General features: G+C 63.6%; 18 protein-coding genes and 1 pseudogene. 7 read left to right on the top strand and 12 right to left on the bottom strand.

The features are described 5' to 3' along the window. Positions 1-234 precede the first annotated feature (234 nt). Positions 235-735 (top strand): YbjN domain-containing protein, encoded by a 501-nt coding sequence (locus tag EN857_RS06490; RefSeq protein ID WP_127285885.1) that lies wholly within the window; start codon positions 235-237, stop codon positions 733-735. An 18-nt stretch (positions 736-753) separates the two neighbouring features. Next, positions 754-1,113 carry a tRNA-binding protein gene (locus EN857_RS06485; RefSeq protein ID WP_127285886.1) on the top strand — a complete coding sequence of 120 codons (360 nt, stop codon included), beginning with the start codon at positions 754-756 and terminating at the stop codon, positions 1,111-1,113. Positions 1,114-1,175: 62 nt separating this feature from the next. On the opposite strand, the gene EN857_RS06480 is transcribed toward EN857_RS06485, so the two are convergent. The 5 genes from EN857_RS06480 to EN857_RS06460 form a co-directional block, all read right to left on the bottom strand. Next, complete coding sequence (locus EN857_RS06480; RefSeq protein WP_245493364.1) at positions 1,176-2,093, bottom strand: hypothetical protein; 918 nt, start codon at positions 2,091-2,093, stop codon at positions 1,176-1,178. A gap of 248 nt (positions 2,094-2,341) precedes the next feature. After that, complete coding sequence (locus EN857_RS06475; RefSeq protein WP_135858335.1) at positions 2,342-3,364, bottom strand: glycosyltransferase family 1 protein; 1,023 nt, start codon at positions 3,362-3,364, stop codon at positions 2,342-2,344. A gap of 237 nt (positions 3,365-3,601) precedes the next feature. Next, the gene (locus EN857_RS06470; protein WP_127285887.1) at positions 3,602-5,017 is read right to left on the bottom strand and encodes an ATP-binding protein; all 1,416 of its coding nucleotides are present in this window, start codon (positions 5,015-5,017) and stop codon (positions 3,602-3,604) included. A gap of 50 nt (positions 5,018-5,067) precedes the next feature. Then, positions 5,068-5,787: a response regulator transcription factor gene (locus tag EN857_RS06465; RefSeq protein WP_127393548.1), complete on the bottom strand. Its 720-nt coding sequence runs from the start codon at positions 5,785-5,787 to the stop codon at positions 5,068-5,070. Next, positions 5,774-6,307, bottom strand: coding sequence for a MarR family transcriptional regulator (locus tag EN857_RS06460; protein ID WP_127285888.1), 534 nt, complete (start codon positions 6,305-6,307; stop codon positions 5,774-5,776). Before EN857_RS06460 ends, EN857_RS06465 begins: the two co-directional genes overlap by 14 nt. A gap of 244 nt (positions 6,308-6,551) precedes the next feature. Between EN857_RS06460 and EN857_RS06455 the strand changes: the two genes are divergently transcribed. The 3 genes from EN857_RS06455 (at position 6,552) to EN857_RS06445 (ending at position 8,686) form a co-directional block, all read left to right on the top strand. After that, positions 6,552-7,445, top strand: a complete 894-nt coding sequence (locus EN857_RS06455) for a branched-chain amino acid aminotransferase (protein ID WP_127285889.1) — start codon at positions 6,552-6,554, stop codon at positions 7,443-7,445. A 147-nt stretch (positions 7,446-7,592) separates the two neighbouring features. Next, positions 7,593-7,910 (top strand): hypothetical protein, encoded by a 318-nt coding sequence (locus EN857_RS06450; protein WP_127285890.1) that lies wholly within the window; start codon positions 7,593-7,595, stop codon positions 7,908-7,910. A 134-nt stretch (positions 7,911-8,044) separates the two neighbouring features. Continuing rightward, the gene (locus EN857_RS06445; protein ID WP_127393549.1) at positions 8,045-8,686 is read left to right on the top strand and encodes an MBL fold metallo-hydrolase; all 642 of its coding nucleotides are present in this window, start codon (positions 8,045-8,047) and stop codon (positions 8,684-8,686) included. A 93-nt stretch (positions 8,687-8,779) separates the two neighbouring features. On the opposite strand, the gene EN857_RS06440 is transcribed toward EN857_RS06445, so the two are convergent. From EN857_RS06440 to EN857_RS06430, 3 genes are all read right to left on the bottom strand, one after another. Then, positions 8,780-9,208, bottom strand: a complete 429-nt coding sequence (locus EN857_RS06440; RefSeq protein WP_127286567.1) for a BA14K family protein — start codon at positions 9,206-9,208, stop codon at positions 8,780-8,782. 194 nt (positions 9,209-9,402) lie between these two features. Beyond that, positions 9,403-9,615 carry a cold-shock protein gene (locus EN857_RS06435; protein ID WP_006202521.1) on the bottom strand — a complete coding sequence of 71 codons (213 nt, stop codon included), beginning with the start codon at positions 9,613-9,615 and terminating at the stop codon, positions 9,403-9,405. A gap of 350 nt (positions 9,616-9,965) precedes the next feature. Further along, a complete protein-coding gene (locus EN857_RS06430; protein ID WP_006202520.1) occupies positions 9,966-10,178 on the bottom strand; it encodes a cold-shock protein in 213 nt (70 codons plus the stop codon). Positions 10,179-10,690: 512 nt separating this feature from the next. On the opposite strand from EN857_RS06430, the gene EN857_RS06425 reads away from it, so the two are divergent. Continuing rightward, complete coding sequence (locus EN857_RS06425) at positions 10,691-11,095, top strand: Kazal-type serine protease inhibitor (RefSeq protein WP_128346362.1); 405 nt, start codon at positions 10,691-10,693, stop codon at positions 11,093-11,095. 238 nt (positions 11,096-11,333) lie between these two features. Then, positions 11,334-12,968 carry a sulfotransferase gene (locus tag EN857_RS06420; RefSeq protein WP_127309562.1) on the top strand — a complete coding sequence of 545 codons (1,635 nt, stop codon included), beginning with the start codon at positions 11,334-11,336 and terminating at the stop codon, positions 12,966-12,968. Positions 12,969-13,113: 145 nt separating this feature from the next. Here the strand turns inward: EN857_RS06420 and EN857_RS06415 are convergent, their stop codons facing one another. The 4 genes and pseudogenes from EN857_RS06415 to EN857_RS06400 all read right to left on the bottom strand — a co-directional run bounded on the left by EN857_RS06415 (position 13,114) and on the right by EN857_RS06400 (position 15,853). Further along, on the bottom strand, positions 13,114-13,467 hold the full coding sequence (locus EN857_RS06415) for a DUF1428 family protein (RefSeq protein WP_127393677.1): 354 nt from the start codon (positions 13,465-13,467) through the stop codon (positions 13,114-13,116). Between the two features lie 10 nt (positions 13,468-13,477). Beyond that, entirely contained in the window at positions 13,478-13,906 is a 429-nt protein-coding gene (locus EN857_RS06410) for a glyoxalase/bleomycin resistance/extradiol dioxygenase family protein (RefSeq protein ID WP_127286563.1), read from the bottom strand. Between the two features lie 123 nt (positions 13,907-14,029). Continuing rightward, positions 14,030-14,218, bottom strand: a complete 189-nt coding sequence (locus EN857_RS06405; RefSeq protein WP_127393678.1) for a hypothetical protein — start codon at positions 14,216-14,218, stop codon at positions 14,030-14,032. A gap of 107 nt (positions 14,219-14,325) precedes the next feature. Next, positions 14,326-15,853: pseudogene (locus EN857_RS06400) on the bottom strand (ABC-F family ATP-binding cassette domain-containing protein). Positions 15,854-16,343 lie beyond the last annotated feature (490 nt).

The raw sequence follows: 16,343 nt of genomic DNA, 5'->3' as shown, positions 1-16,343 counted from the left end.
GCGCCTTTCCACATGCGAATGACGCACTGCGAAAAATTGGGCTGGTCACGCGACTCCCGATCAATAGACTGAATTTGTTGCATGATTCGAAGCAGGGTCATGCGCCGGGCGGTGGGGTCCGGTCTGGGGTCTTTGCGTTTGACGAAGTTCCTGGCCGTCCGAGTTCTAGACAAGATTGTTCGTCGTGTGTGCCCCGCGGAGCGTGTGGCGCTCCCCTGAACACAGGAAGCATCCATGGAACTTCTCGAACTCGAATTCTCCCGCGAAATCCACCCGGTGGATGTCATCGAGCAGGTGGCCCACAACAATGACTGGTCGTTCGAGCGTGCCGGCGACGATGAGATTTCGATTTCGGTGGCGGGCAGTTGGACCGACTATCATGTCTCCTTCTCCTGGATGGAGGATTTCGAGGCGCTGCATCTGGCCTGCGCCTTCGACATCAAGGTGCCCGAGACGCGCGCGCTGGAGGTGATGCGGCTCTTGTCGCTGATCAACGAACAGATGCTGTTCGGCCATTTCGACCTGTGGGAGCAGGAAGGCGCGATCATGTTCCGCCAGTCGCTACTGCTTGCCGGCGGGGTCGAGCCGTCGAGCCAGCAGGTCGAGGTGCTGCTGTCGTCGGCTCTCGAGGCCTGCGAATGCTATTTCCAGGCCTTCCAGTTCGTCGTCTGGTCGGGGACCTCGGCCAAGGACGCGCTTGCCGGCGTGCTGTTCGAGACCTACGGCACCGCCTGAGCCGGATCAGGATCCAAGATGAGTGCGAGTGGCGCGCGCAAGCCCGAGATCAGTTTCGCCGATTTCGACCGAGTCGACATTCGCGCCGGCACCATCATCGAGGCCGAGCCTTTCCCCGAGGCGCGCAAGCCGGCATTCAAGCTGAAGATCGATTTCGGCCCTGCGATCGGGGTGAAGAAATCATCGGCGCAGATCACCAAATACTATGCGCCGGAGACGCTTGTCGGCCGGCAGGTGTTCGCCGTGGTCAATTTCCCGCCGCGCCAGATCGGAAAGTTCATGTCGGAGGTGCTGACGCTCGGCTTTCCCGACGAAGAGGGCGCCGTGGTGCTCGGCGCCATTGAGCGCAAGGTGCCGGACGGCGGACGGCTATTCTGAGATCTAGCGAGCAGGCTGCAGTCAATCCACACAGCGCCGCCAGGGAGCCCCGGCGAGCGCCATCACGGTGCTGCGGCCGGCCGGACTGAAGCGTTCGCTTTTGGCCGAAACGCGCCGAGAATGGTCCCTACTGTTGCGGCTGAAAGCACGAGATGGAGGCCGTCGAACGGCCAGGCCAGTCCGAAATGCATCAGCATACGGTTCAGCAAGGAAGGCGACGCGCCGTCCGCGGGAATCAGGATCAAGCCTACGGCGAGGCCCAGCCCATATTTGAGTATGGCAACCATTGCGAAAACGATGAACATTATGGCGACGAAACGCAGACGATTGCCGTCGAGCGCACGCCAGCACCCGACTGGATCAAACGAGCCCGTCCAGAGAAAATCGCCGACAAGGAGATATTCCCAAGCAAGTATGAAGCCGCCCACAAGCATGTTGAAGATTCCCCTCGCCATCGCCCAGGAAGCGACGTCCTCGGGGCTGAGCGGCAGGTCATGTGTGGCCAGTAGGCCGGCAACAAACAGTCTGTGCTCGCCGGCGACCGCAAAGCCGCAGAGAAGCTGGACGGCCGCGAGAAGCAACGCAGCCAGAAGAATCCGTTGGCCGAGCTCAAAGCGCACGCCCGGGATAGCGAAGCGTTTGACTCGGTCAATGCCGCGTCGAACAACGATATGGCCGCGCTCGGGCGCGTTTGCCATGCGATCCAGGACGAATGCAAAGACCATCGCCGAGAACGGCGCGGCAACAATCGCGGAAAGCCATGTCCCGTGGGCAAAGCCTTGCGATAGGAGCCAGGCAGGCACCTGCTCCGGATCGGCAAAGAGAATAAGGACAAGCGCCGCCAGACAGAGCGTCATCAGAAAGCAGGGAAACCAGGCGGCCAGGAAGAGTGGCCAGGCATTCGCCCGGCAATAGCCTAACACCCTCGCAACGGTCTTGCCGACGCGCAGGAGGCGACGTTTGGGCGATACGGCAGGCAATTCGTCCAGCGTTGAAATCGGCGTCGCTCCCGCAGCGAACTACACATGCAGAATAATGCACTGCGATCAACTGTCGCGCAAGGTCTCGAAAGGAACACGCTCGCGGGATTTAAGCTCGCCGGCGCTCGGTCTCTCGGCGCATCTCAAAAACTTCACGCGGAAGACTTTGGCGAATTGTCGATGTTCGGGATCTTCTGCGAGAAATGCACGAGAGGGCGGGATTGAAGAGGCCACACAACTGCCAACGGTCAGGCCGCCAGCTTGCGCGTCGTTCCCAGCGCTTCCTCGACCGTGTCGAGGAACATTTCCGCGCAAGCCGTCCAGCTGTAGCGCATGGCGCGCTGGCGCGCCTCGTTGCGGTCGACGTGGAGCGCGGCAAGGGCGGCCTCACGCAAATCTTCGGAGACCGCGCCGCCGACGCCGTCGCCGACAATGTCGATCGGTCCGGTGACCGGATAGGCGGCGACCGGCGTACCGCTGGCCAGCGCCTCGATGATGACGTTGCCGAAGGTGTCGGTGCGGCTGGGGAAGACGAAGACGTCGGCCGAGGCATAGATCTCGGCCAGTTCGTCATTCGGGCGATGGCCAAGGAAATGGGCGTTGGGATAGCGTGCCTTGAGCTTCGCCAGCTCCGGCCCTTCGCCGACGACGACCTTGCTGCCAGGCAAATCGAGGTCGAGGAAGGCGCCCAGGTTCTTCTCGATCGCGACGCGGCCGACGCAGAGGAAGACCGGACCGGGAAATCCCATGTCCTTGCGCTTGTCCGGCCGGAAATGGTCGGTATCGACGCCGCGCGTCCAGGGCTTCAGCTTGTTGAAGCCGCGCGCGGCAAGATCGTCCGCCAGCGACTGGGTGGCGACCAGCGTGCCCTGACCGGAATTGTGGAAATCGCGCAGCCAGCGATAGGCCCAGCTCTCGGGCACCGGCAGCCGGGCGCTCAGATATTCGGGAGAGCGGGTGTGGTAGCTGGTGGTGAAGGGACGGCCGGCATTGCGGCAATAGCGCCTGGCCATGATGCCCAGCGGACCTTCGGTGACGATATGGATGTGGTCGGCCTTGCGCCGATCGATCAGGCGCGCGACGTGGCCGGGCGTAGTCAGCGCGAGGCGGATGTCGGGATAGGTCGGCAGCGGCAAGGTGCGGAAGATGTTCGGGGTCAGGAAATCCAGTTCGACGTCGAAGGATTTCAGCGTTTCGGTGAGCCGCTCCAGCGTATGGACGACGCCGTTGACTTGCGGACGCCAGGCGTCGGTGACCATCAGGATACGCATGGCGATCCCGATGCGCATGGCGGCCCTTTGCTGGAAAGGTCGTCTTTTGCCTTGATACGATGCCGGAACGGAGACCAGGCGGCAGCCCGCGCTTCGCTCCAGCGCACCCTTGAAGGCGCGGGCTCGAACCGGGGCGGCAGGGCCGAATCAACTAAAGTCACACGTTTCATGCGCGCTCTTCACCATGGTTTCATGACGAGCGGATGAAGCCGGCAATTCTTGCTTGGAAACCCCGGGCTAGGCCGGAACCTTGATTACCGCGCGCAGGCCGCCAAGCGGGCTGTCTTCCAGCATGATGTCGCCGCCATGACTGCGGGCGATATCGCGGGCGATGGAGAGGCCAAGGCCGGTCCCGCTGGCGTCGAGATTGCGCGCCTCGTCGAGCCGCAGGAAGGGCTTGAACACTTCCTCGCGCTTTTCGCGCGGAATGCCCGGCCCGTTGTCATCGACGGTGACTTGAAGCGAACCGCCTCTGTGATCGGCGTTGATCTCCACGGTCCTCGCATAGCGGAAGGCGTTGCCGATGACGTTGGACAAGAGCCGGGCGAAGGCGTTCGGACGCACATGCACGTGCGGATCGCCGACAAGCGTGGTCGACAGCTTGCATTTGCGCAGCGCCGCCTCCTCGCCGAGTTTCTGGAAATAGGCGTCGAGGTCGAAACGGCCGGGGTCCTCCGATGCCTCGCCGCGGGCGAAGGCGAGATAGCCCTCGAGCATCGACTGCATGTCGTCGATGTCCTGGTCGAGCGCCGCCTTGGTCTCGGCCTTGCCGGGCGCCAGCGCCAGCTGCAGCTTGAAGCGGGTGAGGATGGTCCTGAGGTCATGACTGACGCCGGTCAGCATGGCGGTGCGCTGCTCGATCTGGCGTTCGATGCGCTCGCGCATCTGGATGAAGGCAAAGCCGGCGCGGCGAACCTCCTCGGCGCCGCGCGGGCGGAAATCCCGCGGCATCGGCCGTCCTTTGCCGAAGCTCTCGGCGGCCTCGGCAAGCGTCAGGATCGGCCGGATCTGGTTGCGCAGGAAAGGAATGGCGATCATCAGCAGCACCAGCGAGGTGCCGACCATCCAGATCAGGAAGATGTGGGTGTTGGAGGCATAGGCCTGGCTGCGGCGCACGAAGACGCGCAGCACCTTGCCTTCGAGCTGGACGCGGACCTCGACGATGTTGGAATTGCCGACGGTGTCGATCCAGAACGGCCGGTTGATCTGGCGGGTGATCTCGGCCGAGAGGATCTCGTCGAGGATCGAGAAGAACGGTTTCGGTCCGGGCGGCGGCAGCGGATCGGGCGGCAAAAGGTCGACCTTGAGCTGCATGCGATCCTGGGCGATGCGGATGATGTTGGCGTAGTCGGCATCGTGCGGATAGGTTTCCATCATGTCGATGATGGCGGCGATGTCGCGCACGGTCGCCTGTGACAGGCGCTGCGTCACGGTCTGCCAGTGGCGTTCCATGAAGACGAAGGCGACGACCGACTGCAGCAGGATCATTGGAGCGATGACGATGATCAGGGAGCGGGCGTAGAGCCGCTTCGGCATGTATAGCGCGACCAGGCGCCAGAACCGGTTCCAGGCGCGCGACATGGCTTTCAGCACTCGCATCGCGCGATCGCTCAAGCCGTCATTTCCCGGCCTTTCCAGTTGCGTGGTCGCCATCCGCCCTTCCGCTCGTCAACGGCCGTTCAGCAAAGGGCCTTACAGATAATCTATTCCACGCTGAGCCGATACCCAATACCGCGCACCGTCTGCAGCCAGACCGGGTTGGACGGGTCGCGCTCGATCTTGCGGCGCAGCCGGTTGATCTGGACATCGATGGTGCGCTCGCCGACGTCCGACTCGTCGCCGACCAGTTCATGGCGCGGTATCGTCTCGCCGGCGCGCGCGGCAAAGATCGCCAGGATCTCCTGCTCGCGGTCGGTCAGCTTCAGCGCCTCGCCGCCACGCTTCAGCTCGCGCCTGGCGATCTGGAAGGTGTAGGGGCCGAACACCAGCTGCTCGACCTTGGGCGTCGCCACCGGGCCGCCGCGGCGCAGGATGTTGTTGATGCGCAGGATCAGCTCGCGCGGGTCGAACGGCTTCGGCAGATAGTCGTCCGCGCCGGCCTCCAATCCGGTGATGCGGCTGTCGGTTTCGGACAGCGCGGTCAGCATCAGGATCGGCACGTTCTTTTCGGCCCTGAGCGCCTTGGTGAGGTCGACGCCGGTTTCGCCCGGCATCATCACGTCGAGCACGAGCAGGTCGAAATCGAGGCCGGCGAGCTTGCGCCGGGCCTCGCCAGAATTGCCGGCGACGGTGACGCGGAAGCCGTTTTCGGACAGGTACTGCTTGAGCAGGTTGCGGATACGGGTGTCGTCATCGACGACAAGCAGATGCGGCGCGTCATCGTCCGGCACTGTCGGATGATCAACCCTCTCAATGGTCTCCATGGCTCTTCCCCGATATTTTCGCAGGCACAATGTCGATCTGCGCTCTTAGTTCCGGATTGACCATCGCTTCCAGGAAACGTTCGATCGAGGCGCGGTCGGCGGCACCGGAATCCTCCAATGCAGCATGGATGCGGCGTGACTGTGGCCGCGCCAGCGCCAGGGCCAGGGCGCGGCCCTTGGCGGTCGGGTAAAGTTCGCGCTGGCGGCGGTCGCGCGGTCCTTGCAACTGGACGATATGGTCGGTGTCGATGAGCTGCTTGAGCACGCGCGCCAGGCTCTGCTTGGTGATCTTGAGCACGTCGAGCAATTCGGCGACGGTCAGGCCAGGCCTGCGGTTGACGAAATGCAGGACACGGTGATGGGCGCGGCCGAAGCCGTAGTCGGCCAGAATCTGGTCCGGATCGGAAGTGAAGTCGCGATAGGCAAAGAAAAGCAGCTCGATGATGGCGAAGTCGATGCCGTCCTCGTCGGTGATCGCCGTCCTGATCGGTTTGCCGGCGGCATTGCTCTGATCCGTCATCTTGTCTCCATGCGAAGGGGAATTATGTCAGTACTATTGACGTAATTTCCCGGCAATGGTAATTTTTGACAAGCTTTTCGGCGGATTGCGAACGAAAAGGCAAGGGGGAGCCGTTTTTCCGGAACTTCCTGAGTTTGCCATACCTTTGATATCCGCCTACGCTTTCGGACCCCGGCCGCGTGCCGCGGCCGACACGAAACACACGATACAACGATGTGCGGGCTTTCGCCCGCGGGAGGTTTCCATGGCATCCGTTCCTTTCGACCAACTGGACGGCTTCATCTGGATGAACGGCGAGTTCGTCGCGTGGGCCGACGCCAAGATTCATGTGCTGACCCATGGCCTGCACTATGCCAGCGCCGTCTTCGAGGGCGAGCGCGCCTATGGCGGCGAGATCTTCAAGCTCACCGAGCATACCGAGCGCCTGCATGAATCGGCGCGCCTGCTCGGCTTCAAGATCCCCTACACGGTCGCCGAACTCGACGACGCCTGCCGCACGCTGTTGAAGAAGCAGGGCTTCCAGGACGCCTATGTGCGCCCGATCGCCTGGCGCGGCAGCGAGCAGATGGGCGTTTCGGCGCAGAACAACCGCATCAACTGCGCCATCGCCATCTGGCAGTGGCCGAGCTATTTCGACCCGGCGCAGAAACTGAAGGGCATTCGCCTCGACCTCGCCGAATGGCGCCGGCCCGATCCGCGCACCGCGCCGTCGAAGTCGAAGGCCGCCGGCCTCTACATGATCTGCACGCTGTCCAAGCATGCCGCCGAGGCCAAGGGCTATGCCGACGCCATGATGCTGGACTGGCGCGGCCAGGTCGCCGAGGCGACCGGCGCCAACATCTTCTTCGTCAAGGACGGCAAGATCCATACGCCGAAGCCCGACTGCTTCCTCGACGGCATTACCCGTCGCACCGTGATCGGGCTGGCCAAGGAACGCGGCCTGGAGGTGATCGAGCGCGCAATCATGCCGGAAGAACTCGAGGGCTTCGAGCAGTGCTTCCTCACCGGCACGGCAGCCGAAGTGACGCCGGTTTCGGAGATCGGTCCATACCGATTCGAGGTTGGCGAGATCGCCAAGTCGCTGATGAATGACTATTCTGCTGCAGTGCAACCAAAGCATGCGATCGCCGCAGAATAGCGATAAGTCACAGCTTTTTTGTCTTACAGGGGCGGTTTTCAGGCCGCCCCTTTTATTTAAGCCCCAGTGCATTTGACTTTCGGCCAATTCAGCGTCTCATGATGACGTCGGCCCGAGGAGGCTGGCAGTCATGGAGGGACTGTTAACATGGATACGAACACGCTCGTTGCGATCGTTGTTCAGGTGATTACGGGTATCATTGGTGGTCAGGCAGTGGGCGCGGCGCTGAAGCAAGCGGCGCTGGGTCAGCTTCCCAAAATCCTGGGCGGTGCCATCGGTGGCGTCGGCGGCGCGGCGATCCTCGGCAGCCTGCTCGGCGGTGGCACGATCGATCCGGCGGCGGCTGCCGCGGCGGCAGGCGGATTGGGCAGCGCGTTGAACATTCCAAACATCGTTGGCGGCGCGGGCGGCGGCGCCATCCTGACCGGCATCATCGGCGCGGTCCTGAATGCGATGAAGAAATAGGCCTGCCAGGTTCGGGCTTTTCGCATGGGCGGCTTCGGCCGCCCATTTGTTTTCGGCTCATCGAGATCGTCACTGCCGGTGGACGCCGTTCGCATGTGTCTCTACATCGGGGCAGACACAGCGAAAGGACAATCATGGGTCAGCTCAACGCCGGCATCGTGCCGGTCACGCCCTTCCAGCAGAACTGCACGATCCTCTTCGACATGGACGACAGACAGGGAGTCGTGGTCGACCCCGGCGGCGATGTCGACAAGGTGCTGGCGGTGCTGAAGGACAATGACATCAGGGCTGGCGCTATCTGGATCACCCATGGCCATGTCGACCATGCCGGAGGCGCGATGGAACTGAAGGAGGCGCTCGGCGTCGATATCATTGGCCCGCACGAGGCCGACAGGCCGCTGCTCGCCAACCTCGAAAACCAGGCCAAGCGCTTCGGCATCACCGACGCGGTGCGCAACTGCGTGCCGGACCGCTTCCTCGCCGAGGGCGAGGCGGTCTCGTTCGGGGAGCATGTCTTCGAGGTCCTGCATTGCCCTGGCCATGCGCCGGGCCACGTCGTCTACTTCAACCGCGCGGCCAAGTTCGCCCATGTCGGCGACGTGCTGTTTCGCGGCTCGATCGGGCGCACCGACCTGCCCGGCGGCGACCACGCCGCGCTGATTGCTTCGATCAAGGACAAGCTTCTGCCGCTCGGCGACGACATCGGCTTCATCTGCGGCCACGGCCCCGGCGGCCGCTTCGGCGAGGAGCGCCGCACCAATCCGTTCCTGACCTGAATCTCAACACCCCCTGGGTGAGCGCCTAAAGGACCCCAAACAAAAAAGCGCTGGCCTTGCGGTCAGCGCTTTCCTGTTTGGGGCAGGGAAGCCTCAGTTGGCGACGCAGAAGTGCTGCTCGCCATCATTGCCGGTGAAGGTACCGGTGCGGGAATTGAAGGTGCGATAGCGGTCCGAGCAGTATTCGTACCAGGCACGGGTCCACGGTTCCGCATAGCGGTCGGCATAGACGACGCGCGGCTGCGCATAATAGCGGCGAACCGGAGCCGGCCGCACATAGCGGTAGTCATAGTCGTCGTAGCCCGGCTCGTAATAGCTGTTGTAGCGAGGCTGCGGGTTGCTCAACGCGCCGGCGATCAGGGCGCCGGCAGCAAGGCCGACAACGCCGGCGGCGAGGGCGTCGTTGTGGTTGTGATGGTGACGGCGCCAGCGCCAGTCATCGGCATTGGCCGCCGGCAAGGTGGCCAATATGGTCGCGGCGATGCCGGTGGACAGAATGGCGGTCTTGAGAATTCGATTCATTTCGGTCTCCTTCGCGCCGGCCCGTGTACTTTCGGGGGGATGCGGACCGGCTTTAGCAAAGGTTAATAAGAGACCGTGGCTGAACGGAGGCTGAACGAAATCCGGCCTGACATTTCGATTGCTTGCGCAAAACCATAGACCCGGCGAGAGCGGACCCGCCTCATCAGTCTCCGCCAGGTCTGTCCTGAACCGGCTCAGCCGATCGACAGGTTGACGGCCTTCGGACCCTTGCCGCGCTTGTCCGGCTCGGTGTCGAATGTCACTTTCTGCCCATCCTCAAGACCGGGAAGACCCGACGCCTGCACGGCCGAAATATGGACGAAGACATCCTTCGCGCCATCGTCCGGCGTGATGAAGCCGAAGCCTTTGGCATGATTGAAGAACTTGACGGTGCCGGTCTGCGGCATGGGAAGCTCCTTATGATCCCATAAAGTCCAGTTTCGGGCCGGCAAATGCCCGAGTGGAAATTTGTCCTTTATTTTAGCGCTATCGGCAAGAGAAAGTTTTTGCCCCGCCCGGCAGGCATTTTGGCAGCGCTTTGCGTCCGCCGCGCTTCGCGTGCCGTGATCCAAATTGTCGTTTTGGTGCACGCCGTTAGCCGAATGCCCGGTACCGTTCGGCGAGCCTTCCACCGGGCATGGAAAAGGCGCGACGGTGACCGTCGCGCCTTCGAGAATTCAGCCCGGCTCGGAAGCCGGTTCACGACCTTGCAGCGCGCCATCGCTCCTCCGCGCGGGCGATGCCCCAGATCGATCGATCAGGCAGCGCGGAGATTGACCGCCTTCGGACCCTTGCCCATGCGGTCGGGCTCGACGTCGAAGGTGACCTTCTGGCCGTCGACCAGGGTGCGCAGGCCCGAAGCCTCGATCGCCGAGATATGGACGAACACATCCTTGGCGCCGCCGTCAGGCGTGATGAAGCCGAAGCCTTTGGTGGCGTTGAAAAACTTTACGGTGCCGGTCTGGGCCATTGGGGGAAACTCCTCTCACCCGTGTCAGTCATATGGTTTGCCCGCCGCTGGCGCCTTGGGCATGTCCCGGTGGTTGCTTCGGCAGTCATGCATTGGCGCATGGTCAAACCCCCCGCCGAAAAACGGGGCCGTCAGAGATTCACAGTATCGGGGAAAGGTCGTCCAAAACGTTCCGCTCTCCGGGTCGCAAATGCCCGAACACGGAATTTATCGCACGGAAACGTGATGGTTGCAAGACAGCGCCGCGGGTGGGCCCGATGGGCGCCCCCGACGCAGCGCTTCGATAGACCCGGCCCCATGCCCCGGTCATCGGCCAGAGCCCGGCCACGCATGGGCCAGCGGCCCCTCGCGGGTGGCCGGACGGCGCCAGCGGCGGCGCCATTTCGTCCGCAAACGGGGGTTGCATTTGTCAGAGGAATGGCGAGGATCGGCAGGCGTGTTTTGCGCCGGAGCGGGGGTCATTGCACTTTGGTTTGCGCATGCTCTTCGGACCCATGCGCCGGGAGGTATTCATGAGATTTATTGCGACGCTTTTCTCGCGACAGGGCTTTGCTCTCCTGTTCCTGTCGGCACTTCTAGCAGCCTGCACGGTGGTGGTTGACGAAGGTCCTGGACCGCGCCCGCCAAGGCCGGAGCCGCAATTCTGCACCAGGGAGTATGAGCCGGTCTGCGCCCGCCGCGGCGGCGACCGCCAGACCTTCGCCAATGCCTGCCTTGCCGACCGGGCCGGGTATCGCATCGTGCGCGATGGCCCATGCCGCGACGGCGGTGGGGGCGGCGGTGGCGACGAGCCGACCTTCTGCACCCGCGAATACGCTCCGGTCTGCGCCCGCCGCGGCGGGCAATTGCGCACCTTCCCGAATGGATGCGAGGCCCGCGCCGCGGACTATCGCATCATCGGTGACGGCCCGTGCTGAGCAAGCAAGGCCTCGTCGTCGCGAGCGGCGAGGCCTTGCGGCGGCAGATCCCATCTCCTTTTGCCGAGGAGATGGCCATCTCCATCTGCGACCGGCGAAGCCGTTGCGTCTTGAAACTGCCGGCCGCATGGCTTAGGTCCGGCAAGCGGACAAACACGGCAGGTTTCCCATCACCAGAGATCCAAGACGAGGCGCGGGTTCCGGCCCTGGCGGGCAGACGCTGGGGCTCGATCAGCGCGTGCAGCAGGCGCTGCAACTGCATCAGGCCGGCCGTCGGCAAGAGGCGGAGATTCTCTACCGCCAGGTGCTGGCGCAAAAGGCGAACCATGCCGCGGCCGCGCATTTCCTCGGGCTTCTGCTGCACCAGACCGGGCGCGGCGAAGAGGGGCTGGCGCTGATCGAGCAGTCGGTGCGCCTGCAGCCCGGCAATCCCGATTTCCTCAACAATCTGGGTACCGTGCTGCGCGACCTCGGCCGCGTCGCGGCTGCGGTCGATTGGTTCCGCAAGGCGGTGACGTTGCGGCCGGACCAGCTGGCGGTGCGCGACAATCTCGGCTCGGCGCTGAAGCAACTCGGCCAGTTCGAGGGCGCCGAAGACATCTATCGCGGCACGATCGGCCGCAATCCGTTCCATGTGCGCGCCCGCATCGGGCTGGCCGAGACGCTGCAGGAGGCGGGGCGGCTGGACGAGGCGATCGCGGTGTTCCGCGAGGCGCTGGCGATCCGGCCGAAGGACGCCGACCTGCTGTACGGACTGGGCGTCGGCATGATGGAGAAGGGCAAGCTGGACGAGGCGGCCGACCTCGCCCGGCAGGCGCTGGCGATCGCTCCCGCCATGGCAAGGGCATGGCTGCTGCTGACGCAGGTCAAGCGCCAGACCGAGCGCGACGCCGAACTCGTCGGCATGGAGGCGCAACACGCCAAGGCGCCGCAGGGAAGCCTGGCGCGCATGCAGCTTTCCTTCGGCCTCGGCAAGGCCAATGACGACCTTAAGGATTATCCCCGCGCCTTCGACTATTTCGCCGAGGGCAATGCCATCCGCCGCACCGGCATCGACTACGATCCGGCGAGGACGCGCGATGAATTCGAGGCGATGAAGGCGACGTTCGATAGGGCGTTCTACGAAAAGCACAAGCCAAGTTCGATCGCCGACGACACCCCGATCTTCGTCGTCGGTATGCCGCGTTCCGGCACCACGCTGGTCGAGCAGATCATCGCCAGCCATCCGCAGGTCTATGGCGCGGGCGAGCTCAGCATCCTGAAGACGGCGGTCGGCAAGCAGTTTCCGCTCACCATGAAGGGCGGCTTTCCGCAAGGCATCGCCGACATGCCCGACAAGGCCTTCGGCGAAGCGGGCGAGGCCTATCTCGATATGCTGCATGCCCGCTATCCGGGCTTCCGCCATGTCACCGACAAGATGCCCGGCAACTTCCTGCTGGTCGGCTTCATCCATCTGATGCTGCCGCAGGCGAAGATCATCCATTGCGCGCGCGATGCGGCGGCCACCTGCCTGTCGATCTACAAGGTGCATTTCCGCGGCGACAGCCACCGTTACGGCTACGATCTCGGTGAGCTCGCCGACTTCCACAATCTCTATGCCGACATCATGGCGCATTGGCGCAACGTGCTGCCCGGCGTCGTTCACGATGTGCGCTACGAGGATTTCGTTGCCGACCAGGAAGGGCAGACGCGGGCGCTGATGGCGCATCTCGGCCTGCCCTGGGACGACAAGGTGCTGTCCTTCCACGAGACCGACCGTCCCGTGCGCACGGCCTCGGCCGCCCAGGTGCGCCAGCCGATGTACCAGGGCTCGGTCGACCTTTGGAAGCGTTATGGGGACAGGCTGAAGCCGCTGCTGGACAAGCTTGGCTGATATTGAGGTGAGGCCGGCCTGCGAACGGCGGCTCCCTGCGCTTCCGGTGCTCACGTACGTTAAGTACGCTCCGCTCCGGTTCTCGGGAACCGCCATTCTCGACTCGGCCTGACCTCAATCTCAACCCAGCTTGGGGCCGAGCTCCTCAAAGCTCGATGAACGTCTGGAAGCCGCCAAAGATCATGCGCTTCCCGTCGAACGGCATTGTCGGCCAATCGGCCTTCAGCCGCTCGTCGACCATTATCTTCGCCATCACTTCGTCGCGCCGTGTTCGCGACTCGTAGACAACCCATGCAAAGACGACGACCTCGTCGTCCTTGGCCTGCACGGCGCGCGGGAACGAGGTGAGCTCGCCATAGGGCACGTCGTCGCCGATGCATTCGACATAGGAAAGCGCGCCGTACTCCATCCAGATGGTGCCTGCTTGCCCAGCCATCTTCTTATAGGCGTCGAGATTTGCCTTGGGGACGGCGAGAACGAAACCATCGACATAGGACATCGTGTTTCTCCTATGCCTTCTTGACAGGCGCGTTCATCGCCCATTCGACACCGAACGGATCGCGCATGTTGCCCCACTGGTCGCCCCAGAACATCACCTGCAGCGGCATGACGACCTCGCAGCCGGCGTCGACGGCGCGCTTCCACCAGGCCTCGATGTCGTCGCTGCCGAGATGGAGCTGCATCGTGTAGCCCTGCGGCTTCACGGGCGACATGCCGTGCTCGGGATAGAAGTCGGAGATCATCAGCGTCGAGCCGTTGATGTGGAGATGGATGTGCATGGTGCGGCCCTGCTCATCCGGCGGATAGAAGAATACCTGCTCGGCGCCGAAGGCCTTCTTGTAGAATTCGGCGGCCTTGAAGGCGCCGTCGAGCTGCAGATAGGGGGTCAATCCACCGAGCACTTTGGCGGCCGGCTGAACGGGGGTCTGGTCGGTCATTTTCTGCTCCTCTTTGCGTTTTGGTCTGACCTTGCGAACCACAGGACGAACGAGACGGCCGCGATCCTACACGGGCCTCGGATTCTTTTCGAACCGCCGAAACCGCGCCGGGCTGGTCGCCTGTCAAATCACCCTGGCCGAGCAGGTTACCGCGCCGGCGCGAGGGCTGTACTGCACGTCGAAGATTTCCGGAACGCCGATGTCCTTGCGCAGTTCGGCAGGGAGCGAAAGCAGGATACGCTCGCTGCGGTAGCGGGCGCGCGTCGCCGCGTACCGGGTTGCGATGCGACCGATGGATGACAGGACCGACATGATGAATTCTCCCTGGTTGATGCCGGCATCATCGTGTCGGCATCCCAAGGACGTGGCGCGTCCCGGCTATCCGACAGATCGCCGGGATTTTTTCGACCGGAGATTTTTCAGTTACCCCACTCGGCCACCGCGCGGAAGAAATCCTCGGGGTCGTCGACCTCGGTCAGGCGGCGTTTCTCGATCAGCCAGAAGCGGTTGCCGACGGCGCGGATGAAGGCGCGGTCGTGCGAGGCGAGAACGCAGCTCGCCTGCTGCGCCAGCAGTTCCGCCTCCAGCGCTTCCTGGCCGTCGATGTCGAGATGGTTGGTCGGCTCGTCGAGCAGGTAGAAATTGGGATTGGCAAGCCTGAGCGCCAGCATCACCAGCCGGGCCTTCTGACCGCCCGACAAAAGCCCGATCCGGCGCGCCTGCATGTCGATGGCAACGCCGGCGCCGGCGAGCAGCGAGCGGGCGCGTTGTTCGCCAATGTCGAATCTGCGTGTCCACCATCGCCAGCGGCGTGTCGCCGCCGCTCATGCCCGACAGAGCCTGATCGCTGTAGCCGAGCATCGTCGACGGCGTCACCTTCACGTTCCGTACGCTTTCCGGCTCGGCGACGGCGTTGCGGAGCAGGGTGACGAAGCGCGACTTGCCGACCCCGTTGCGGCCGAGCAGCACGATGCGGTCGCCCTGGCAGATGTGGCGCTTGCCGGTCCGGAACAGCAGCGTGCCGTCAGGTGTTTCCACTGCCGCGTCGTCGAGCGTGATCATGACCTTGGCGTGGGTGCCGCTGTTGGCGAGCCTGATGGCGCCTGCCGAACGCTCGCGGTGCGCCGGCATGGCCGCGTCTTCCAGCTTCTCCGCCCGCTGGTTGAGCTGCTTGGTCTTGACGGTCAGCAGGTCGCTGCCCGAATTGATGCCGATGTTGTTGAGCTTGGCCGCCTGGCGGCGGAGTTGCTGGGCGACCTTCATGTCGCGCTCGAACTTGCGCGCCGTCGAGGCATCGACGTCATCGAGCGCCTCGCGCGCCCGCGAATAGGGAAGCGAGAACACCGGCGACTGCTCCGGGCGCAGGAACAGCGTGCGGTTGGTGGTGGCGTCGAGGAAAGCGCGATCGTGGCTGGCGATGATGACCGGCACCTCGCGCGGCAGCGCGTTCAGCCAGTTTTCCAGCTGGCCGATTTTCGCCAGGTCGAGATGGTTGGTCGGCTCGTCGAGCAGCAGCACATCGGGTTCGGCGACCCATGCGCGGGCGATCAGCGCCAATCGCTGCCAGCCGCCGCTCAAAGCGCGCATCGCCCTTTCGCGCATCGGCTCCGGCACGTCGAGGGAGTCGAGAACTACATCGACCCGCCACAGCTCACTATCGGCCTGGTCGGGCGGCAAGGCATCGGCCACCACTTGATGGAAGGTCCGATCGAGAAGCGCGTCGGGGACTGATTGCTCGACATGGCCGACGCGCAGGCCGCGCGACCGGGTGATGTCGCCGCTGGTGGCTTCCAACTCGCCGGTCAGGCATTTGAGCAAGGTGGATTTGCCGCGGCCGTTGGCGGCGACGATGCCGAGCCGGTCGCCGGCGGCGATGGTGAGGTCGAGATTGGAAAACAGCGGCGCACTCATGGTGACGCCGAGGGATTTGAGGCTGATCAGGGCCATAACGATTTCTCTGGTCTTGCCGGGAACCGGCTGATGCACCTTGACGGTGCGCTGGCTGATCAACGGATCAGCTTAGCGGCACCACGAAAGGGCAGACCAAAAATCGAAACGGGAAAACCCGGACCGTCCGGTCAGCCCTGCAAGCAAGCTCGCAGGGCGGAAATCGGGCCACGCTGACGATGGTGATCGATAAACACGCAGCCCTCCTTTCTGGACGTTCGAGTAGGGAGATTGGGTACACCGGAGGAGGGGCGGATGGCAAGGGGCCAGGCGGGGAAGGACTCCCCTTCTCCCCCTGTGGGAGAAGGTGTCGCCGAAGGCGACGGATGAGGGGTGCTCCAGAAAACACCAACCTCTCACCCCGCTGGAACACCCCTTGTGTGTCTGGAATCGTGCATTGTTGAGGGGTGCCACGGACCAGGTGCTTGCCTGATCCGTGGCGGCGGTCGAGAGCCCGTCACCCCTCAGGTAGCCTAAACCGTGGATGAGC

It is taken from the genome of Mesorhizobium sp. M4B.F.Ca.ET.214.01.1.1 (genome assembly GCF_004791545.1).
Taxonomy (GTDB): domain Bacteria; phylum Pseudomonadota; class Alphaproteobacteria; order Rhizobiales; family Rhizobiaceae; genus Mesorhizobium; species Mesorhizobium abyssinicae.
This window is presented reverse-complemented; position numbering and strand designations above follow the sequence as displayed.